The sequence below is a fragment of the Superficieibacter electus genome, assembly GCF_002915575.1.
Taxonomy (GTDB): domain Bacteria; phylum Pseudomonadota; class Gammaproteobacteria; order Enterobacterales; family Enterobacteriaceae; genus Superficieibacter; species Superficieibacter electus.
Genome location: NZ_PQGD01000008.1, coordinates 98105 through 119956, shown reverse-complemented (window position 1 = coordinate 119956; position 21852 = coordinate 98105). Strand labels below are relative to the sequence as shown.

Here is a 21852-nt window from a genome sequence, read left to right as displayed (position 1 = left end):
GCTAAAACAGAATACAAACTTGTATAATGGTTTCACTTAGCTGGAAATCATCAAACCACTTCAGGAGAAACTATGTCTAAAACCATCGCGACGGAAAATGCACCGGCAGCTATCGGTCCGTACGTTCAGGGTGTTGACCTTGGCAGTATGATCATCACCTCCGGGCAGATCCCGGTCGATCCAAAAACCGGCAGCGTCGCGGATGACGTTTCCGCACAGGCGCGTCAGTCGCTGGAAAACGTGAAGGCTATCGTCGAAGCCGCTGGTCTGAAAGTCGGCGATATTGTGAAAACCACCGTTTTCGTTAAAGATCTGAACGATTTCGCTACCGTTAACGCCACGTATGAAGCGTTCTTTACCGAGCACAACGCGACCTTCCCGGCACGTTCGTGCGTGGAAGTGGCGCGTCTGCCAAAAGATGTAAAGATTGAGATTGAAGCCATCGCGGTACGCCGTTAATCGTCTGACATAACGGTACCATGCCGGGCGTCTGAATCGTCCGGCGTGGTCGCCAGGACCACGGAGGGAGAGCAATGGCAAAAGCACGTTTTACTGAGGAGCAGATCGCTGACTTTCTCCGCCAGTCTAAAAGCGGCGTTCCCAACAAAGAATTATGTGAAAAATATGGGTTTAGCGTCAGCACGCTCCGGCGCTGGCAGGAATTACATGCCGAAGGTGTGCGCCTTGAGTTAAAACAACTTGAATCAACCGCTCCGATTATCTATTTAGGGTTTATTGTGGTTGCAGTATTACTCACGCTGGTTTTCCCCAAACCGACTGGCGCATTGGTTATTCCTCCCTTCATAATTTATTGTATTTACTATATCCGCCGCTTTCGCCGGATATCGGCAAAGCATATTAAGGAAGAAAACACCTTTCTCGCCCGCTCGGGGATGGGTGCCAATAATGCATTTTACAAATTTTGCTGGGCCATGATAATTTTATTAATGGTTATGCTTGGCTATATTATCACCCATCCGGGATAAACAATTGCAAGTTAAATCTATGCCAGCTGCAAGTATGCCCGGCGTAATGCATTGCCGGGCAGATAGCTACGCAGACAGCTTAATAGAGCAATACATGCTCCAGAAATTCATTAACTTTTTCACTTTCGCTTAAACTGAGCTTGCAGCTTCCCATCCGGATCTTGGGTTTATTCTTACCATGAAAATCACTGCCGCAGGTCATCAGCAAGGCGCGATCCTGCGCATAGTGATAAAGCTGCTGGCGAAGATCGTTATCATGGTAGCTGGAGAATACCTCTACCCCCATCACACCCACTTTTATCATTTCGCTAATGACATCGGTATGCCCGCTTTTCACATTGGCACCAATATGCGCAATAACGGGAATCCCACCGTTACTACGAATAACCTCAACCATTTCTTGCAGAGGCGGAAAAGCAATTTCAACATGGCATGGTTTTCCTTTGCCAAAAAAATCCCAGAAGAAATTAATCAGCGGCATATCTCCCCGTGCATTGCCCTTTCGGTAGGGCACCAGTAGCGAATGTCCGGCATTGCGTTCATCCTCAAGGATCAGTTCCGCCATCTCCTCTTCCTGGGGAACCCTATCGCCTGCGAGAGAAAAAAGATGTTCTTCATTGAGGAAAAAACCGAGCGCTTTTAACTTCTCAAGTTTTATTGGTGTGGCCGCCTGCTGTAGCTGATTAAAATTATGCTCAATGTCAGTAAAATCGGAGCTATGACGACGATAACCGTAGCCTAACAAATGATAGTTATTGTTGCCAAACGAACAGTCAATTTCAATACCCGGCAGCACGTGGATATTATTTTGATGCCCCCAGTAAATTGCCTCTTCGACTGAAGAAGAGGAATTATGATCGGTAACAGATAACACTGAAACCTGCTCTGTTTTAGCAATTTTTATCAGATTGCTGACCGAATAATCAGCGTCATCACTCCAGGAAGAGTGAACATGAAGGTCTATGTTTTGCATGATCTTTCTCCCCGCAATTATAAAGATGCCTTACATTTATCAAAAACCTGTTTCACGCCCTGGATACAGGCATGAATATGTTCAACACTCCACGTGGGATGAAGATAAAGACTAAAGGTCACAGGCAGCAGGCTTCTCGCTTGTTGGCAAACAACGCGGGTGTACTCTACCGATTTTGGATCGGTATACTCCTTTGATTTAAAGGGGAAATTGGCGCTGCCAAAACCATTTAGCTCACGATACACTTTTTCGCCGTAGGCTTCCGGCCACTGAATTTTAAAGGCAGGAATACCTGCTTTTTTAAGCTCTGCTAATACCGTTGAAGCATCAACCGGGAAGGTGTCATGATTTAACACTAACGGGTATAACCAGTAAGCATTTTCTCTTTCTTCAGAGGTAAACGGTAGCGATTCTATCTCCGGCATGTTTGCAAATGCCTGATCGTAAATGGCAGCAAACGCTTTTCTGCGCTTGAGGTTCCACGTATCAAATCTTTTTAACTCGTTTATTCCTATCGCCGATTGAATTTCGGTCATGCGATAGTTAAAACCAATGCGATTATGCACATGAAACGTTTGTTCCTCTAACGTTAACAAATCTATTTTTCGTTTTACATCAAACCCATGATCACGAAACGCGCGACATTCCCAGGCAATATCCTCATCATTGGTGACCACCATTCCACCTTCGCCTCCGGTAGTAAAGTGTTTACCCTGACAAAAGCTGAAGGTGCCAATATCACCTATGTTTCCTGTTTTTCTGCCCTGATACAGACCACCAATACACTGGGCACTGTCTTCTATAACTTTTAAATTATGCTGTCTGGCAATCGCCATAATGGGAGCCATATCGCAAACAACGCCATACAGATGAACAACAATGATGGCTTTCGTCCGTGGAGTAATTAGCTCGGCTATTTTAGCCGGATCAATAGTATGATCGCGTGTGACATCACAAAAAACGGGAATGGCCCCCGCCTGTAATACGGCAAAGGAAGTGGCGATAAAGGTGTAAGAAGGAACAATAACTTCGTCCCCCGGCCCTATATTTAATGAACTTACCGCAATATGAACGGCTGAGGTGCCTGATGAACAAGAAATAGCATACGCGGAATCATTCCATTTCGCGAAATCCTGTTCAAACTGCATTCCTTTTTTTCCAGTCCAGTAATTTACTTTGCCACTAGACAGAATCTCTTCGATATCAAGGTAGCTTTGTTTATCGAACTGAGGCCAACCGGGAAAATTTTTCATTGTAATTCCTCAATAAAAATAATCATTAATATTACTGTTATTATTTAACATGCCAGGCTGCGTGATGGACTCTTCTACCGTCTCGTTAACAACGCCAGCTAAACGGCAACAACTTTCACACCCCTTGCAGAATCCAGGCGCAAAATTATAGTAACCCTTTAGGTTATAATTTATTTCCTCGACAGCAAGCGAAGATAAATTACCTATAGGTAATCCTGCATTGGTTGCCATCATCACGCACGGATAAATATTACCATCGGCACGGATTAACCAGCGAGCTAAAGTAGAGTAACAATGGTTAAAACGAAGAGATTTTTCCTCGACGTTTACCAGTACGTTTGATAAATTTGTATTATTGATCACGAAATTATATAAATCCTGATCTTCTCTGGCGGTCTTCAGTAATTGCTGATGCAATTTTTCAATACGGTCCAGCCAAAAAGACTCACGATCTGACGTGAATAGTTTATCATTCGCATAATTCTGCGAGGGACAATGGCAAGACTGAATTCGGCATATTGGCCTGAACTGGATATTGACATGACGATTAAAATCTCTAAAAACATCACGACAAACAGTAAGCAAATTAGCAATGTTATGATCACCATATAAATACCCAATTCCCACATGCTGACACTTTGACGCCACGGCAGCCTGAAGAAATTTTGTTCTTATAGAGAGCTTACCTTGTTTAAGGGCGAAAAAGTCTTCTTCGGTAATTGCATCCAGAGAAACACGGAGCCAGCTTAGTTTATCCAGCGTCGAAGCGTTTAATTTACGGCTACCATTGGTGATCAGCCCTACGGCAACGTTATTCGCGAATAAAAAATCAACAACATCATTTAGATTAATACCATCATTACTATAAAGCGTGGGTTCTCCACCGCCAGCAATAACCACGGCTTTAGGCTTTAACTTCAGTAGATTTCTCAGCGCACTTAAATTAAGACTTTCTCTGTTTTGTTGATTCTTGTAGCTACAATAACGACAGTGCAGGTCGCAGATGTCCGTGGGATGTATCTCAACAACATTGATTACCGGTAGCGAGTAAAGATCATCATCTCCATGAATTAATTTTGTATTGTTTATAATCTCCGAGAATGAATTTAATATTCTCTTTGAATTTCTCAATTTAGAGGTCACTATCGACATGCTGTTTTCCTTGCATTATGAAAAAAATGCATATAGCAATGTTGGGGGTAAACAATAACGCAGCAATGCCAAAAAGCATTACTAAATTTTATACATATAGTTGAAATCATTTTTTGAATGAATACTAATGAACTTATAGCAAGGCAATTAACCCTCGAAAGTCGATAAATAGTCGCGTTTAGCATTTTTAAACGTAAACCCTGACAACAAGCCGAATGCCGTCCTCACTCCTCATGCAATAAAAAGGCTGGCAGGGGATAGTCTTTTGCTCAGATGCGGCATTTATCTTTTTACTTATCTCTTACTGGTTTGTATAATGAAAAAAAATAATTGTGTGTTTCCTCAAAAGAATATGAACCAAAAGGTGTTAAAAGCGTTTATTGAATTGGCAAATACCGGGAATTTTCAACGAGCAGCGGAACGTTTGTGTGTAACGCAATCAACGTTAACCAAACAGATCCAGGCGCTTGAAGCAGAGTTAGGCCTGGATCTTTTTTCCAGAATCAAGAGTGGTACAATCTTGAATAAAAATGGGCATTTATTATTTAATGAAATAAATAATATTCTTACTGCTTACGACTTATTAAAAAACAAAGCTAACACCCTCACCAACCCTAATAATTTATCTGTTGCCTTTGGCATGGCCACCAGAGACCTGGCCCCTGCCCTCATCAATAATTTCATGACCAGTCATCCACAAAAAAACATTACGCTGATTGACCTTCCTACCGCAGCACAGAGTGAAAAGTTATTGGCCGGGGAGCTGGATCTGGCATTCATGCGTGAACAAAGCGGTACTTTTTTAAAACAAATGGTCGTCCGCCGCGATCGTCTCCTGTTGATATATCATCAAAGCCAAAAGCGTTTAATGGAACAACAAAATATTATTGACATCTTAAGTAATAATATATTTCTGTGTATTGATGAGAACATCTGCGGGGGCACCTACAATATTATATCGACTTTTTTAAAAAATACGGTTGCAACCGCAAACCTTAAAGAAATCAGTAGCTACCCGAACATCCTCTCGCTGGTAAAAGAAAATTTTGGCTGTGCGCTTATCCCTGAAAGCGCCTGCCATCATAATGAGCACAAGGATATACTTTCAGTGCCTATCAATAACCCGTTAACGATCTGGAATATTGTGATGGCATGGAACGAGCGATTTAATAACACGCTAAGAGATGAGTTTATTGATTATTGTCATGAGGTGATCACGACAACATCCGGGCGGCCGGTATCCCTGTGATACCGATCCGCCCGAAGTACTGCGTTGCATCGGGTGACTACTGCCAGCCATACCGACGGCTATAAAATCCTTTGACCAACTGCGTCAGCGTCATATATCCCGCCAGAATTGCAATAAGCCATGGGAAGTAGCTCAGTGGCAGCGCCTGAAGCTGCAAATAGCTCGCCAGCGGCGAGAACGGCAGCGCAATGCCAGCGATCATCACCAGCAACGTCATCAGCATTAATGGCCAGGCGGCACGGCTCTGGATGAACGGCAGACGGCGGGTACGGATCATATGCACAATCAGCGTTTGCGACAGCAGTCCGACCACAAACCAGCCAGACTGGAACAGCGTTTGCGATTCCGGTGTATTCGCATGAAACACCCACCACATCAGGCAGAAGGTCAGAATGTCGAAGATAGAACTGATCGGCCCGAAGAAGATCATAAAGCGCCCCAGATCCGCCGGGTTCCAGCGCTGCGGCTTCTGGATTTGCTCATCATCAACGTTATCAAACGGCAGCGCCACCTGAGAGACATCGTACAGCAGGTTCTGAATCAGCAGATGCAGCGGCAGCATTGGCAGGAACGGTAAAAAGGCGCTGGCCACCAGCACGCTGAAGACGTTGCCGAAGTTTGAACTGGCGGTCATCTTGATGTATTTGAGCATATTAGCAAAGGTGCGGCGTCCTTCGATCACTCCCTCTTCCAGCACCATCAGGCTTTTTTCCAGCAGGATGATATCCGCGGCCTCGCGGGCGATGTCCACCGCCCCGTCCACGGAAATGCCGATGTCCGCCGCACGCAAGGCGGGTGCGTCGTTAATACCGTCGCCCATAAAACCAACCACATGGCCTTCGCGCTTAAGCAGCGTCACAATCCGCTCTTTATGTAGCGGCGTCAGGCGCGCAAACAGCGTGGTGCATTGGGCCAGCCGCGCCAGCTCGTCATCGCTTAGCGCGTCAATCTCGCTGCCAGTCACCACCTCACCTGCATTCAGCCCAACTTCCTGGCACACTTTAGCCGCCACCAGTTCGCTATCGCCGGTAAGAATCTTCACTGTAATACCACTGGCCTTCAGCGCTTTCAGCGCGGGCGCAGTGGTTTCTTTCGGTGGGTCGAGAAAGGCGATATAACCTTCAAGGATCAAATCGGACTCGTCTATCCGCTGATAATCACCCTGACGCGCCGGCAGGTATTTGGTCGCAACTGCCACCACACGCAGTCCTTGCCGGTTGAGCGTATCCGTTACGCGTTTCACGCGGCGCAACATTCCCTCGTCCAGCGGCACAATATCGCCGTTGTGGCGCACATGCGCACAGACATTGAGGATCTCCTGCAATGCACCTTTGCAGATTAACTGATGGACATCGGCCTGCTCTGCCACCACGACCGACATCCGGCGGCGCTCAAAATCAAACGGGATTTCATCAATTTTTTGCCAGCGCGCTGAAAGCCCGCGCGCCGCTTCTTCATCCACGCCTTCAAGCACCGCGGTATCCAGCAGATTTTTCAGCCCGGTCTGGTAATGGCTGTTCAGCCAGGCTGAGTGCAGGACGCGATCGCTGGCTTTGCCGGAAATATCGGTATGGGTTTCCAGCACAATTTTATCCTGCGTCAGGGTGCCGGTTTTGTCGGTACAGAGAATATCCATCGCGCCAAAGTTCTGGATAGCGTCCAGATGTTTGACGATGACTTTCTGTTTTGACAGCTTGACCGCGCCGCGTGCCAGCGTGGACGTCACAATCATCGGCAGCATTTCCGGGGTCAGGCCGACGGCGACAGAAAGCGCGAATAACGCGGCTTCCCACCAGTCGCCTTTGGTGTAGCCGTTAATCAGTAGCACCAGCGGGGTCATCACCAGCATAAAGCGGATCAGCAGCATACTGACGCGACCAATCCCTTTCTGAAACGCATTGGGTTCCGCCGCCTGCTCGCTGACCCGTCCGGCCAGTTGTCCAAACCAGGTATTACCGCCGGTGGCCACCACCAGCGCCTGCGCCGTGCCGCTCACCACATTAGTGCCCATAAAGCACAGGGTGTCGCACTCCAGCGGATTGGTTTGCTGCCCATCCCGGCTGTGAGCAACTTTCTCAACCGGCAATGATTCCCCCGTCAGGGAAGCCTGCGCCACAAACAGATCGCGTGCCTGGATCACGCGCAGGTCCGCCGGGATCATATCTCCCGCCGCCAGTTTTACAACATCCCCGGGTACCAGGCGATCGATAGGCAATTCCACCCAACTGCTTTCACCTTTTTCGTTGATAACCCGCAGCACCGTGGCGGTATTGCTGACCATGGCTTTCAGGGCATCGGCGGCCTTTGTCGAACGCGCTTCCTGAATGAAGTTAAGCAGCGTCGAAATCCCCACCATCAGACCAATCACCCCGGCAGCGAAGAGGTCTTCTGTGGCATAGGAGACAATACCCAGCACGGTAAGCAGCAGGTTGAAAGGATTGCGATAACAGATCCACAGATGTACCCACCACGGCGAGGGTTGCTCCGCGGGAAGCTGATTCTCGCCGTGCGTTTCACGGGCGGCATCAACTTCCGACGGATTCAACCCTTCCGGATGGCTGTTAAAGGTCTGCCAGAGATCGCGCTCCTGCAGGGTGGCGATCTTCAGGCACTGTTCGCTCAGCGAGGGCGGGATCGCCACCGCAGCCAGATTGTTGGCTTCGGGCAGCACATCGCGCTGTACCAGACGGCGGGGTAAATGACGATTAAGCCGGGCAAAAAGCTGGCGGGTAATATTTTTCAGCATAATAAGTCCCTCCGCACCCATCAGCAGCGGGCGCAGAACATCCTGCAGGCGTGGCAAGGCCGTACCTTACAGGCAAAGATTTCTTACAGGGACGCGGATAACGTCACTGTCTCAGGCTTCCGCTAAGACAGTGAAAAGGCTGGCTTACCGGAAGGTTACGTATCTCCGTCGCGGGAGAGGGGTGGGATCGGGGTCCATACAGCCTCCGGTAAGTTAAGGGGATAATAAAACGCCGCGAATTATATAGAGTTATCAATATTATTTGTGGCAATTATGGCGGTATGATACCGCCGGGTAACTAAACCGAACGTAAACCAGACTTTGCCCATTGTGATTAACCCGGGTAAAGTTAAGCTCTTTTTTTAGACTTTGCTTCACCTCATGGGACGAAAGAATGCAAAACCGCCTGACAATCAAAGACATCGCGCGCTTAAGCGGCGTGGGGAAATCCACTGTATCGCGCGTGCTGAATAATGAAAGCGGTGTTAGCGAGCGTACCCGCGAGCGCGTTGAAGCTGTAATGCAACAGCACGGTTTCTCTCCCTCCCGCTCTGCACGTGCCATGCGCGGGCAGAGTGATAAAGTGGTAGCCATTATTGTCACTCGCCTGGATTCCCTGTCAGAAAATCTGGCGGTGCAGACCATGCTGCCGGTGTTTTATGAGCAGGGCTACGATCCGATCATGATTGAGAGCCAGTTTTCTCCCGCCATGGTCGAAGAACATTTGGGCATGTTACAGCGCCGGAATATTGATGGGGTCGTGCTGTTTGGTTTCACCGGCATTCGTGCGGAGATACTGGCACGCTGGCAGCCCTCACTGGTACTGCTGGCACGTGAGGCGAAAGGTTTTGCCTCGGTGTGCTACGACGATGAAGGTGCAATCCAGACGCTGATGCAGCGACTTTACGATCGCGGCCATCGGCACATCAGTTACCTTGGCGTTCCCCATCACGACGTTACGACTGGTCAGCGCCGTCATCAGGCGTGGCTGACATTCTGTAAGCAACATGAACTGGCGACGGTATCCGCGCTGCCGGGCCTGACCATGAAGCAGGGCTACGAACATGTTGCTCAGGTCTTGATGCCGGAAACGACCGCGCTGGTTTGCGCCACCGATACCCTGGCGCTTGGTGCCAGCAAGTATTTGCAGGAGCAACGCATCGAGTCTGTTCAGCTCGCCAGCGTTGGCAATACGCCGCTAATTAAATTTCTGCATCCGGAAATCGTCACTGTCGATCCGGGCTACGCCGAGGCCGGACGGCGGGCTGCGTCTCAGTTGATTGAACAAATTAACGGCCGTAGCGAGCCACAGCAAATCGTGATCCCCGCCACCCTCTCCTGATCTGAAAAACACAATTTCTGTGATCGTCGCTACGTTTCGGGAACGTTCCCGTTTTCACTCATTCAGCGAAGATATACTCTCTGCGCCAGTTATCACACCACTCCCTTTCATCTGCCACGAGGCTATAAGATGAGTAAAGTTAACCAACAGGATATCGATCGCTTGATCGAACTGGTCGGCGGGCGCGAAAACATCGCCACCGTCAGCCACTGTATTACCCGCCTGCGCTTCGTGCTTAACCAGCCCGCGAAGGCCGATCCCAAAGGTATTGAACAACTGCCAATGGTCAAAGGCTGCTTTACCAACGCCGGACAATTTCAGGTGGTGATCGGCACCGACGTTGGCGATTACTATCAGGTACTATTAGCGTCTACCGGCCAGGCGCGTGCCGATAAAGAGCAGGCGAAAAAAGCCGCGCGGCAGAATATGAAATGGTACGAGCAGCTTATTTCCCACTTTGCTGAAATTTTCTTCCCTCTGCTTCCTGCGCTGATCAGCGGCGGTCTGATTCTGGGTTTCCGGAATGTGATTGGCGATCTGCCCATGAGCAACGGCCAGACGCTGGCGCAGATGTTCCCGGCGCTTAAAACGATCTACGATTTCTTGTGGCTGATTGGTGAAGCGATCTTCTTCTATCTGCCGGTGGGGATCTGCTGGTCGGCAGTGCGTAAGATGGGAGGGACACCCATTCTCGGTATCGTACTTGGCGTCACGCTGGTTTCTCCACAGTTAATGAACGCTTACTTACTGGGCCAGCAGACACCGGACGTGTGGAACTTCGGTCTGTTCAGCATCGCGAAAGTCGGCTACCAGGCGCAGGTCATTCCGGCACTGCTGGCCGGCCTGGCTCTCGGTTTTATTGAAAATAATCTCAAACGTATCGTACCCAGCTACCTGTATCTGGTTGTTGTGCCGGTATGTTCTCTGCTGCTGGCGGTGTTCCTGGCTCACGCGTTTATCGGCCCGTTTGGCCGCATGATCGGCGACGGTGTGGCCTTTGCAGTACGTCACCTGATGACCGGTAGTTTTGCACCGATCGGCGCAGCATTATTTGGCTTCCTGTACGCGCCGCTGGTCATAACCGGCGTGCATCAGACCACGCTGGCTATTGATATGCAGATGATCCAGAGCCTTGGCGGAACGCCAGTGTGGCCGCTGATTGCGCTGTCGAACATTGCACAAGCGTCGGCGGTGCTGGGTATTATCATTGTCAGCCGTAAACATAACGAGCGGGAAATCTCCGTGCCCGCGGCCATCTCGGCTTTCCTCGGCGTCACCGAACCGGCGATGTACGGTATTAACCTCAAATACCGTTTCCCGATGCTCTGCGCGATGATCGGCTCTGGTCTGGCCGGGTTGCTGTGTGGTCTGTATGGCGTCATGGCTAACGGTATCGGCGTTGGTGGTCTGCCGGGCATTCTTTCCATTCAGCCGGGCTACTGGCAGGTTTTTGGCATCGCCATGATGATTGCGATTGTGATCCCGGTGGTCCTCACAACCGTGATGTACCAGCGTAAGCACCGTCAAGGTACGTTACAGATTGTCTGATCTTTTCGGGGCGCAATTGCGCCCCTTCGCATTTGCAGGAATGAATCATGAATACCCTTCCTCACTGGTGGCAAAACGGTGTCATCTATCAAATTTATCCAAAGAGTTTTCAGGACACCACCGGCAGCGGCACAGGTGATTTACGCGGCGTGACGCTGCGCCTGGATTACCTGAAAATGTTGGGCGTTGATGCTCTCTGGCTGACGCCGTTCTATATCTCGCCGCAGGTCGATAACGGCTATGACGTTGCCAACTATACCGCCATCGACCCCGCTTACGGTTCACTGGATGATTTTGACGAACTGGTGGCTGAGGCTAAAGCGCGCGGCATGCGCATTATTCTGGATATGGTGTTTAACCATACGTCAACTCAGCATCCGTGGTTTCGCGAGGCGCTGAATAAAGATAGTCCGTACCGTGAGTTCTATTTCTGGCGGGACGGCACGCCAGACATCGCGCCCAATAACTGGCGCTCCAAATTTGGCGGGAGTGCCTGGCGCTGGCAGGCAGAGAGCGAACAGTACTATTTGCACCTGTTTGCGCCAGAGCAGGCCGATTTGAACTGGGAAAATCCGGCGGTACGCGCCGAGCTAAAACAGGTCTGTGAATTCTGGGCTGACCGTGGTGTCGACGGGCTGCGCCTCGACGTGGTGAATCTTATCTCTAAAGACCTGAACTTCCCGGATGATGAAAGGGGTGACGGTCGCCGTTTTTATACCGATGGTCCGCGCGCGCATGAATTTTTGCAGGAGATGAGCCGCGAGGTCTTTACACCACGCGGGTTGATGACGGTCGGGGAGATGTCTTCCACCAGCCTGGAGAACTGCCAGCAGTACGCAGCGCTGGACGGCAGCGAACTGTCGATGACGTTCAACTTTCACCATCTGAAAGTGGATTATCCCGGCGGCGAAAAGTGGACCCAGGCAAAACCCGATTTTGTGGCGCTTAAGTCCCTGTTTCGCCACTGGCAGCAGGGCATGCATCAGCGGGCATGGAATGCGCTGTTCTGGTGTAATCACGACCAGCCGCGCATTGTGTCGCGCTTCGGCGATGAAGGTGAGTACCGCGTTCCCGCTGCAAAAATGCTGGGGATGGTGCTACATGGCATGCAGGGTACGCCCTACATCTATCAGGGCGAAGAGATCGGCATGACCAATCCGCATTTCACCCGCATTACCGACTATCGCGATGTGGAAAGCCACAATATGTTCGCCGAACAGCGGGTGAACGGGCGTGACGCGCAGGAACTGCTGGATATTCTCGCGGTGCGCTCGCGCGACAACAGCCGCACGCCGATGCAGTGGGACAGTAGCCCCAACGCCGGTTTTACCACCGGCGAGCCGTGGATTGGTATTAATGTTAATGCTCGAGAGATCAACGTTGAAGCGGCAATAAAAGACACGCAATCGGTGTTTTACACTTATCAGGCGCTGATCGCGTTGCGTAAAACGCAGCCGGTATTGACGTGGGGCGACTATCAGGACCTGCTGGGGGACCATCCACAGCTGTGGTGCTATCGTCGCCAGTGGCAGGGACAAACGCTGCTGGTGATCGCCAACCTCAGCCACGAATGCCAGCCCTGGCAGCCAGAGACGCTTAACGGTACATGGCAGGTATTGATGAGCAATTATGAAGAAGTCGCTGCTCAGCCTGCGGCCATGACGCTGCGCCCGTTCGAAGCGGTCTGGTGGTTACAATAGTGCCTTGCTGCCCGCTTAACGCGGGCAGTTTACTTTCCCCTGCTTTTTTTAAGGCTTTTCCCCTTCGAAAATAAGTACGGAAAAAATCTTTTCTCCGCAGCGCCCGCCATCTGTACTGTCTGTTTTTTACTTTGTCCTGCATCAATAAAACTGCAAACATCTTTAATGAAAACACTACATATAGAAATTAGAATGCACATCGGCCCTATATATGGTGTTTATCGTCTATTATTGCACCATACCCTTTTTAAAAGCTGTGGATAAAAGGGCCGAACCTGAGGGAAGTCTCTGGATACAGTAACGATTAAAACCACCCGGTGCTTTCTTCTTTTGTGGATAACCTGTTCTTTTAAATATGGAGTGATCATGACACCGCATGTGATGAAACGAGATGGCTGTAAAGCGCCGTTCAAATCAGAGCGCATTCAGGAAGCAATTCTGCGTGCAGCTAAAGCAGCGGGAGTCGATGACGCAGACTATTGCGCCACCGTCGCAGAAGTCGTCAGTAACCAGATGCATAGTCGCACGCAGGTTGATATCAACGAGATCCAGACCGCGGTTGAAAATCAGTTGATGTCCGGCCCGTATAAGCAGCTCGCCCGCGCCTACATTGAGTACCGCCACGATCGCGATATCGAGCGTGAAAAACGTGGCCGCCTGAACCAGGAAATTCGCGGTCTGGTTGAGCAAACCAACTCCGCGCTGCTCAATGAAAACGCCAATAAAGACAGCAAAGTGATCCCCACCCAGCGCGATCTGCTGGCCGGTATTGTCGCCAAACACTATGCCCGTCAGCACCTGCTGCCGCGCGACGTGGTGCAGGCGCACGAGCGCGGGGATATTCACTATCACGATCTCGACTATTCCCCGTTTTTCCCGATGTTCAACTGTATGCTGATTGACCTTAAAGGCATGCTGACGCAGGGCTTTAAGATGGGCAACGCGGAAATCGAACCGCCAAAATCTATTTCTACTGCGACCGCCGTTACCGCGCAGATTATCGCTCAGGTCGCCAGCCATATTTATGGTGGCACGACCATTAACCGCATTGATGAAGTGCTGGCTCCGTTCGTCACGGAAAGCTTCAATAAACACCGTAAAACAGCGGAAGCGTGGCAGGTGCCGGATGTTGATGGCTATGCCCATTCTCGTACCGAGAAAGAATGTTATGACGCGTTCCAGTCGCTGGAGTATGAAGTCAATACATTGCACACCGCCAATGGCCAGACGCCGTTTGTGACCTTTGGTTTCGGCCTCGGAACCAGCTGGGAATCGCGTCTGATTCAGCAGTCCATCCTGCGTAACCGTATCGCGGGTCTGGGCAAAAACCGGAAAACTGCCGTGTTCCCGAAACTGGTATTTGCCATCCGCGACGGTCTGAACCATAAACCGGGCGATGCCAACTATGACATCAAACAGCTGGCACTGGAGTGCGCGAGCAAACGGATGTATCCGGACATCCTGAACTACGATCAGGTGGTAAAAGTCACCGGCTCGTTTAAAACCCCGATGGGCTGCCGCAGCTTCCTCGGCATCTGGGAAAATGAAAAGGGTGAACAGGTCCACGATGGTCGTAATAACCTCGGCGTAATTAGCCTTAACCTGCCGCGCATCGCGCTGGAAGCAAAGGGCAATGAAGCTGCGTTCTGGAAACTGCTGGATGAACGCCTGGTACTGGCGCGTAAAGCGCTGATGACGCGTATTGCTCGTCTGGAAGGTGTCAAAGCGCGCGTCGCCCCCATCTTATATATGGAAGGGGCCTGCGGTGTACGCCTGAAAGCAGACGATGATGTGTCGGAGATCTTCAAAAACGGTCGCGCGTCGATTTCGCTGGGCTATATCGGCATTCACGAGACCATCAACGCACTGTTTGGTGGCAAACACCTGTACGACAGTGACGCGCTGCGTGCCAAAGGCGTGGCGATTGTTGAACGTCTGCGTCAGGCGGTGGACCAGTGGAAAGAGGAAACTGGCTACGGTTTTAGCCTCTACAGCACGCCGAGTGAGAACCTGTGCGATCGCTTCTGCCGTCTGGATACCGCCGAGTTTGGCGTGGTGCCGGGCGTCACCGACAAAGGCTACTACACCAACAGCTTCCACCTCGACGTGGAGAAGAAGGTGAACCCGTACGACAAAATCGACTTCGAAGCCCCCTACCCGCCGCTGGCGAATGGCGGGTTCATTTGTTACGGCGAATATCCGAACATTCAGCACAACCTGAAAGCGCTGGAAGACGTCTGGGATTACAGCTATCAGCATGTGCCATACTACGGGACCAATACGCCGATCGACGAATGTTACGAGTGCGGCTTTACCGGCGAGTTTGAATGCACCAGCAAAGGCTTTACCTGCCCGAAATGTGGCAACCACGATGCGGCCCGGGTTTCCGTCACCCGCCGCGTATGCGGGTATTTAGGTAGCCCGGATGCCAGGCCGTTTAACGCCGGTAAGCAGGAAGAAGTGAAGCGCCGCGTGAAGCATTTAGGCAACGGGCAAATCGGCTGAGTCCGTAGTATGCATGCCCGGTGGCGCTGCGCTTACCGGGCCTACGGGTACGCACACCATAACCATACCCGGCGGCACACTATATAGGTAGGCCGGGTAAGCGAAGCGCCACCCGGCATCACGGCGTAAGTACGCAGACACAATACCCGGCGACACGCCATCTTTGTAGGCCGGGTAAGCGCAGCGCCACCCGGCATCACGGCGTAAGTACGCAGACACAATACCCGGCGGCACGCCACCTTTGTAGGCCGGGTAAGCGAAGCGCCCCCCGGCATCACGGCGTAAGTACGCAGACACAATACCCGGCGGCGCGCCATCTTTGTAGGCCGGGTAAGCGCAGCGCCACCCGGCAGGAAACCACTATGAACTACCATCAGTATTACCCCGTCGACATCGTTAACGGCCCCGGCACCCGCTGCACTTTGTTTGTTTCCGGGTGCGTACACGAATGCCCCGGCTGCTACAACAAAAGCACCTGGCGGCTGAACTCGGGGCTGCCATTCACCCAGGCGATGGCCGATAACATCATCAATGATCTGAACGACACGCGGATCAAACGCCAGGGGATCACCTTCTCTGGCGGCGATCCGCTCCATCCACAAAACGTGCCGGAGATCCTTGCGCTGGTGCAGCGAATCCGCGCCGAATGCCCTGGCAAAGATATCTGGATGTGGACCGGCTATAAACTGGATGAACTAAACGAGGCACAAATGCAGGTAGTGGATCTGATTAACGTGCTGGTGGACGGGAAATTCGTGCAGGCATTAAAAGACCCGGCGCTTATCTGGCGCGGCAGTAGCAACCAGGTTGTGCATTATTTGCGTTAAGCCAGATGCCTGAAAATCACGCTTCAGGCATGGCGATTAATCATCCGGCACATACAAGCTCGGGCAATACAACGTTAACCACTGTGCAAACTGGGCGGGTGTTATGTATTTCATCGACACATTCCTTAAGTCCAGATGAAACACAAATTCTGCCGACTGATTATCGCGAAGTTGTTGTCACAGGTTAATTAACACGACAAAATCAGACAGGCGATAGATGCGCTATCACAGCGCGTTACCTGCATTAAGCCAGATTCAGGAAAACGCCCCTCAAAACCGGCTCACGCACTCCATAGCCAGCGTTTTAAACGCGCTGAAATCACTACAGGCGCAGAGCCGCGACATGGCGCGTTCGCGCAGGAAGGTAACGAAAATATCATAAATCGCCATCGCCTCTTCATATTCGCGCTTGCTGATGGCGAGTAAAAAGATCACATGCGCCGTTTCATCGCCCCAGGTAATACCCTGCGGGGCGAGCACCGTATAAACCACCGTTTTTTTCGCCAGTAACCCCAGGGCATGCGGCAGCGCGATGCCGTCGCCGAGCATGGTGCTGACAATGGCTTCACGCTCGGTGACGGAGTCAAGGAATTCCGCATCGACAAAGCCTTCATTCTGAAGCTGGTCACACAGGGTTTTAAACAGCGTCTGCTGATCGACGGGATGATTGATAATCGTGAAATGCGCGGCGTCGAAGTATTTATTCAGCATCCACGGGCGGGTGCGGTCGACCAGTACCAGCTTGCCGATCTGCTCAAGCTGGTAGTCGGTGGGAAACGGCGAGATGATCACTACTGGCTTATCTTTCTCACTCACGCGGGCGGTAGCAATGACAAAATCTTCACTAATACCTTCACTCTGCTCGTAATCACGCAGGGTCAGGGTTCGTGTGACGTCGATTTGCGGATATTTACGTGTCAGCACCGCCTCGATCATCCGCACCATCGCGTTCCCGGCATCGCAGACCAGCACTACGCGCGGCTGGCGCTGGTAGCCAATATTGTAATGACGCTCAAGCCCAACGCCGATATGCAGCACCAGAAAACCGATTTCGTTTTCACTAATGGCATAAGGCGTATATTTCCCCCAACTGGAGACAGCAGCCAGGGTCATATCCCACGCCATTGGGTAGTGCTGTTTAATATTCTCCAGCAGCGGGTTGGGGATCATGATTTGATAACGCACGCGGGTGATCATGGTTTTGATGTGGGTGAGCAGGTCGGCATGCAGCTGCGCATCGTTGAGCAGGTTATAGTTATAGTGGGTGTTGATGTAGCGCAGAATGTAGTTCGCCAGCGCCTCGTCGTCATCGGCGTTAATCGCGCTGGGGGCAATGTCCTGAACCTGACGGGCGGCAATATGGACCCGCAGCCAGTTTTCCTCCGGCGCAGCAAGCGGTTTACCGGCCAATTGCGCGAGCGCCATGGCGATATCGCGTGCGGCCTCCCGTACTTTCTCCTCGACATCTTCCGCCGCAAAATCATGCAGCGGATAACCTTCGCTAATGCGGCGCACCGCAACCGCACAATAGAGGCGCAAAAACAGCTCGCCTTCGTCAGTAAGACGAATATGGTGACGGGTAAAACAGGTGTCCAGTAGCGTGACCAGTTGCTCCGGCACGCCCGCATTGAGCGCGACCTCGGTAACCAGCGGGTTAAGGCTATCCTGCTGCGCCAGCTTCCATAACAGATCCGTCAGGCAGGCGCGGATCGCCATCTCGCTGCCGAACAGCTTCATGCCGTGGCGCGGACGCGTTTCGAGGGTCAAATGATAACGCTGTAGCCACTCGCGCACCTCGGCCATGTCGTTTTGCAGCGTGGCTCGGCTGACAAACCACTCGTCCGCCAGATCCTCAAGTTTCAGCGAAAACGCCGAGGTCAGAAAACGCACCATCAAATAATGCACGCGCTCCTGCCCGCTGCGCGGAATACGCAGCGCACGAGGCTGGGCGGTTTTCAGCGTTTGATAGCGGGCGGGATCGTCAATTTTAAGCTGATAACCGTTACCGCGGCTGAGAATAAACTGCGCCCCGTGCTGGGCCAGTAATGCGTTAAGCGCGGTGATATCGGCTCGCACGGTGCGCGTGGATACCGCCAGCCGCTGCGCCAGTTCGTCCTGGGGTAGCGTCTCGTTTTGCAGCATGTCGAACAGTTGCGCTAAACGCTGGTTCGGGAATCGCACGTCGTTATCCTCTTGTATCGCGGATCGATTTTCCTCTTCTCGTGAGGAAAGCGCATAGCTCAGGCCTGGTCTGATGAGGTTCCCCCTCACCCTGACCCTCTCCCTCAGGGAGAGGGGACTAAAGGCCAACGCCTCTGGCCGGGTTGGGTGGAGCTCCCCCTCACCCTGACCCTCTCCCTCAGGGAGAGGGGACTAAAGGCCAATGCCTCTGGCCGGGTTGGGTGGCGCGCCCCCTCACCCTGACCCTCTCCCTGAGGGAGAGGGGACTAAAGGCCAACGCCTCTGGCCGGGTTGGGCGGGGGGCCCCCTCACCCGGCCCCTCAACACAAACGCCGGAGCGGGGGGGGGTTTCTCCCTCTCCCTCAGGGAGAGGGCTGGGGTGAGGGTGGTTACCCCACCAACTGCCTCGTGATAGCCAGCAACTGGCGCACATCGTCAGGACGGGTATCGCCACTCACCTTATCAATAATCGAACTATAAATGTGAGGAATGATTTTGCTTACCCCGGCGTCCAGCGCAATCTGCAAAATTTCGCCGAAGTTCTTAAGATCGATACCGCCGGTCGGCTCCAGCCAGAAATCGTGGCGGGCGCAGGCTTCTGCCACCGCCTGGTATTCGTCACGGCATTGCAGGCCGCCCATCGGGAAGTATTTGATTGAACTGCCACCCATATCTTTCAACAGCGCGATGGCCGTTTCTACCGGCACAATGCCGTCCGCCGTGCCGCTGCTGAGCGGGCCGGTGGAGATTTTCACTTTGCCCGGCGTTCCCGTTGGCGACACCAGACCGTTCACCACCGTTTCGTTCTGCCCCAGTAGCGCCCGGCTGGTCGCCACGCCGGTGAATACCTGGTTGACGTGCTGCGGCTGTACCTCGCGCGAAATGGCGCTGACCACCGCCGACTGATTCGGATCGCCCGCTCCCAGCCCCACGGAAAGCGCGTTATCAATCAGCACCGCGTACTCGCGCATATCGGCCACCGCGCTCGCCACGTCGGGATAGTTTTTGGAAAGCACGCCCACCAGTACATGGCCTTCCGCCGCTTCATAGATGGCGCTGGCGTTAGCTCTGGAGCCTGCCAGCACGTTCAGGCACACGCGGTCACGGTAAAAGTTTGGGGTGAGTTTCATGCGGTTTTCTCCTGATTAATAACCTCGGCAATGCGGCGAGCCACAATCTCCAGTTGGGCGGCGTTCACACTGCGCACGTCGGCTTCAATAATCCCTTCATTGGCTTTATAGCCACGGAAATAAATCGCGTATTCGCCCTGTTTCAGCGCGGTGACCAGTTCCCCCGTCGCAATGCCGGTGACAGACTCGTCAAATTTGATCTCGGCGCGGGCGATATCGCGCCCGGCGCTGTCCCACACTACGCGGGCGGTGATGCCGTTAAGCGCATTCAGTGCATCAATGAATGGGGTCATTTTTTCGACCATCTCCGCCCCGCTTTCTTTCTCGGCGTTGAGATAGTGCTCAATCGCACAGGTGAGTCCGAGAATGCCTTCTTTACCCACCTTCATCGCGCGTCCAATGCCCGCCGTCTGGCGTTTCACCCATTCAACGTACTGGGTTTTGCCGATCACCAGTCCGCTGGTCGGCCCTTCAATCGCTTTCGCGCCGCTGTAGATCACCAGATCCGCGCCCGCACGGTAATACGCATGCAGATCCTCTTCTGCCGCGGCATCAACAATTAACGGCAGATCGTGCTTACGCGCCACCACTGCCGCCTGCTCTACGCTAAGCATGCTTTTCTGCACGCAGTGATGGGATTTGATATACAGAATGGCGGCAGTGCGCGGGGTAATGGCCGCGGCCAGTTGATCGGCAGAGCATTCGTTGGCATAGCCCGCTTCGACGACTTTACCGCCGCCCAGCGCCACCATGGTGCCAACCGGCGCGCCGAAATTCACGTTATGGCCTTTCGGCAGCACGATGTCGTTGTTCTCAACCGGCGTGACGTGCAGGTTTTCCAGCAGCCAGTCGCTGTCTTTCACCAGCACGGCGGCCACGGACTGCGCGATGCCCGCGGAGGCGCAGGAGACCACCGTCGCACCTTCCACGTCCAGCAGTTGCGCAATGTAGTCGCCGGTTTTGTTGACCAGATCTTTCATCTCGAAATAGTGATTCATGCCGTCCATCGCCGCCTGCACCACTTCCGGGCGCGGCGTGGACACGCCGAGCGCCGTCATGCGCCCGGAGGTGTTAATCACCTGTTTTAAACCGTACTTCTCATAAATTGAAGGCATCTTCCGCACTCCCTTGTTCGGTCGGATAAATCGCGCCCGCGCGCACGGCGGCAAGCGGGACCAGTAATTTTTCAGCCTGTAAGCTGTTGTTTTCCGCATCCACCAGCAGCGTGGGCTGGCGTTTCAGGGTAAAAATGGTGAGGTCGGCGTCATAGCCAACGGCCAGCCGCCCTTTGTTTTTCAGTCGCAGCCCGTCTGCCGCGCTGGCGGTTACGCACTCAATCACCTGCGGCAGCGACATCCCGATGGCGAGGAATTTCGACATCACGTTTGCGAGCGAATACACCGGCCCGTTGATCCGGTTGCGACAGTAAATATCTGAACTGATGGTGTGCGGCAGAATGCCCATGCTGATGGCTTTCTCTGCCACCGCAAAGCTGAGGCTGGCGGTACCGTGACCCACATCCAGCCGCACGCCGCGCTGAATGGCGCGGGTGACGGAGGCGCGCAATTCACCCGCCGGCGTCAGGATGCGATTCGGTTTGCCGTTATAGCAATGGGTAATGATGTCGCCGCAGGTCAGCCGTTCGGCAATATCATCCAAATCCGGTGGATTGTTGCCGATATGTACCATCAGCGGTAAGTCGCCGTTCTCCTGCTGCATGACTTTCGCGTGTTCCAGCGGCGTGATGCCGTTGTCGCCGACCACGCTGCTGCTCATCCGCGCTTTCAGGCCGACAATAAAATCCGGGTAGCGTTTAACCGCCTCGCGCACAGCGTCGCGGTCGATATTCGTCATGTTCGCCAGTTCGTTCTGCGCAATCAGCCCGACGCGGGAGATATTCAGCAGCGCGTAAACGTCCGTCGTTGCCTGGCGGGTGATGGCGTAAAAATCATCAATATCATCCGCGCCGGTGCTGCCGGCATCGATCACGGTGGTGACGCCGGTCGCAATGCCGATGCTGTCCGGCTGGTCATGGTAAATCGGCGAGTTGGGATAGCAGTGAACGTGAGAATCAATCCAGCCTGCGCTGACGTAGTATTCGCCCTGAAGGTCGATTTCAGTCGATGCTGAACCAGTAATCTCACCCAGCGCCGCAATTTTACCGTCCAGCAGAGCGATATCGGTCACGGTATCGTCGACCAGACGCGCACGGCGCAGGAGTACATCAAACATAACTCTCTCCTGTAGAGGCGGGCGCAAG

18 protein-coding genes are annotated in these 21852 nt (G+C 52.6%); 8 read left to right on the top strand and 10 right to left on the bottom strand.

What is annotated here, in order from left to right:
• Positions 1 to 72: 72 nt before the first annotated feature.
• Positions 73 to 459, top strand: coding sequence for a 2-iminobutanoate/2-iminopropanoate deaminase (ridA, locus tag CHU32_RS11570; RefSeq protein ID WP_046495614.1), 387 nt, complete (start codon positions 73 to 75; stop codon positions 457 to 459).
• A 74-nt stretch (positions 460 to 533) separates the two neighbouring features.
• Positions 534 to 986, top strand: a complete 453-nt coding sequence (locus CHU32_RS28795; RefSeq protein ID WP_103675678.1) for a transposase — start codon at positions 534 to 536, stop codon at positions 984 to 986.
• A 79-nt stretch (positions 987 to 1065) separates the two neighbouring features.
• On the opposite strand, the gene CHU32_RS11560 is transcribed toward CHU32_RS28795, so the two are convergent.
• The 3 genes from CHU32_RS11560 to CHU32_RS11550 are packed head-to-tail and all read right to left on the bottom strand — an operon-like array spanning position 1066 to position 4364.
• The gene (locus CHU32_RS11560) at positions 1066 to 1959 is read right to left on the bottom strand and encodes a PHP domain-containing protein (RefSeq protein WP_103675677.1); all 894 of its coding nucleotides are present in this window, start codon (positions 1957 to 1959) and stop codon (positions 1066 to 1068) included.
• A 17-nt stretch (positions 1960 to 1976) separates the two neighbouring features.
• Positions 1977 to 3212: a DegT/DnrJ/EryC1/StrS family aminotransferase gene (locus tag CHU32_RS11555; RefSeq protein WP_103675676.1), complete on the bottom strand. Its 1236-nt coding sequence runs from the start codon at positions 3210 to 3212 to the stop codon at positions 1977 to 1979.
• A gap of 9 nt (positions 3213 to 3221) precedes the next feature.
• Positions 3222 to 4364 (bottom strand): radical SAM protein, encoded by a 1143-nt coding sequence (locus CHU32_RS11550; protein WP_103675675.1) that lies wholly within the window; start codon positions 4362 to 4364, stop codon positions 3222 to 3224.
• Positions 4365 to 4680: 316 nt separating this feature from the next.
• Between CHU32_RS11550 and CHU32_RS11545 the strand changes: the two genes are divergently transcribed.
• Positions 4681 to 5613, top strand: a complete 933-nt coding sequence (locus tag CHU32_RS11545; RefSeq protein WP_103675674.1) for a LysR family transcriptional regulator — start codon at positions 4681 to 4683, stop codon at positions 5611 to 5613.
• A gap of 37 nt (positions 5614 to 5650) precedes the next feature.
• On the opposite strand, the gene mgtA is transcribed toward CHU32_RS11545, so the two are convergent.
• Together mgtA and mgtL are read right to left on the bottom strand one after the other, a co-directional pair.
• Positions 5651 to 8359, bottom strand: a complete 2709-nt coding sequence (gene mgtA / locus CHU32_RS11540) for a magnesium-translocating P-type ATPase (RefSeq protein ID WP_103675777.1) — start codon at positions 8357 to 8359, stop codon at positions 5651 to 5653.
• A gap of 144 nt (positions 8360 to 8503) precedes the next feature.
• On the bottom strand, positions 8504 to 8557 hold the full coding sequence (mgtL, locus tag CHU32_RS28930; RefSeq protein ID WP_116480916.1) for a mgtA regulatory leader peptide MgtL: 54 nt from the start codon (positions 8555 to 8557) through the stop codon (positions 8504 to 8506).
• Positions 8558 to 8753: 196 nt separating this feature from the next.
• On the opposite strand from mgtL, the gene treR reads away from it, so the two are divergent.
• The 4 genes from treR to nrdD all read left to right on the top strand — a co-directional run bounded on the left by treR (position 8754) and on the right by nrdD (position 15454).
• Positions 8754 to 9701 carry a trehalose operon repressor TreR gene (gene treR / locus CHU32_RS11535; RefSeq protein WP_103675673.1) on the top strand — a complete coding sequence of 316 codons (948 nt, stop codon included), beginning with the start codon at positions 8754 to 8756 and terminating at the stop codon, positions 9699 to 9701.
• A gap of 129 nt (positions 9702 to 9830) precedes the next feature.
• The gene (treB, locus tag CHU32_RS11530) at positions 9831 to 11249 is read left to right on the top strand and encodes a PTS trehalose transporter subunit IIBC (protein WP_103675672.1); all 1419 of its coding nucleotides are present in this window, start codon (positions 9831 to 9833) and stop codon (positions 11247 to 11249) included.
• 47 nt (positions 11250 to 11296) lie between these two features.
• On the top strand, positions 11297 to 12949 hold the full coding sequence (treC, locus tag CHU32_RS11525; protein ID WP_103675671.1) for an alpha,alpha-phosphotrehalase: 1653 nt from the start codon (positions 11297 to 11299) through the stop codon (positions 12947 to 12949).
• A gap of 366 nt (positions 12950 to 13315) precedes the next feature.
• Positions 13316 to 15454 (top strand): anaerobic ribonucleoside-triphosphate reductase, encoded by a 2139-nt coding sequence (gene nrdD, locus CHU32_RS11520; protein ID WP_103675670.1) that lies wholly within the window; start codon positions 13316 to 13318, stop codon positions 15452 to 15454.
• Here nrdD and CHU32_RS11515 read toward each other — a convergent pair.
• Positions 15431 to 15751: a hypothetical protein gene (locus CHU32_RS11515; RefSeq protein WP_103750849.1), complete on the bottom strand. Its 321-nt coding sequence runs from the start codon at positions 15749 to 15751 to the stop codon at positions 15431 to 15433. The genes nrdD and CHU32_RS11515 overlap by 24 nt on opposite strands.
• A 65-nt stretch (positions 15752 to 15816) precedes the next feature.
• Between CHU32_RS11515 and nrdG the strand changes: the two genes are divergently transcribed.
• On the top strand, positions 15817 to 16281 hold the full coding sequence (nrdG, locus tag CHU32_RS11510; protein WP_103675668.1) for an anaerobic ribonucleoside-triphosphate reductase-activating protein: 465 nt from the start codon (positions 15817 to 15819) through the stop codon (positions 16279 to 16281).
• Between the two features lie 270 nt (positions 16282 to 16551).
• Here nrdG and CHU32_RS11505 read toward each other — a convergent pair whose 3' ends face one another.
• The 4 genes from CHU32_RS11505 to CHU32_RS11490 all read right to left on the bottom strand — a co-directional run bounded on the left by CHU32_RS11505 (position 16552) and on the right by CHU32_RS11490 (position 21824).
• Entirely contained in the window at positions 16552 to 18462 is a 1911-nt protein-coding gene (locus CHU32_RS11505) for a BglG family transcription antiterminator (RefSeq protein WP_103750848.1), read from the bottom strand.
• A 389-nt stretch (positions 18463 to 18851) separates the two neighbouring features.
• Positions 18852 to 19592, bottom strand: a complete 741-nt coding sequence (gene dagF / locus CHU32_RS11500; protein WP_103675666.1) for a 2-dehydro-3-deoxy-phosphogluconate aldolase — start codon at positions 19590 to 19592, stop codon at positions 18852 to 18854.
• The gene (locus CHU32_RS11495; protein WP_103675665.1) at positions 19589 to 20707 is read right to left on the bottom strand and encodes a DgaE family pyridoxal phosphate-dependent ammonia lyase; all 1119 of its coding nucleotides are present in this window, start codon (positions 20705 to 20707) and stop codon (positions 19589 to 19591) included. Before CHU32_RS11495 ends, dagF begins: the two co-directional genes overlap by 4 nt.
• A complete protein-coding gene (locus tag CHU32_RS11490; protein WP_103675664.1) occupies positions 20691 to 21824 on the bottom strand; it encodes an amidohydrolase/deacetylase family metallohydrolase in 1134 nt (377 codons plus the stop codon). Before CHU32_RS11490 ends, CHU32_RS11495 begins: the two co-directional genes overlap by 17 nt.
• Positions 21825 to 21852: the final 28 nt, after the last annotated feature.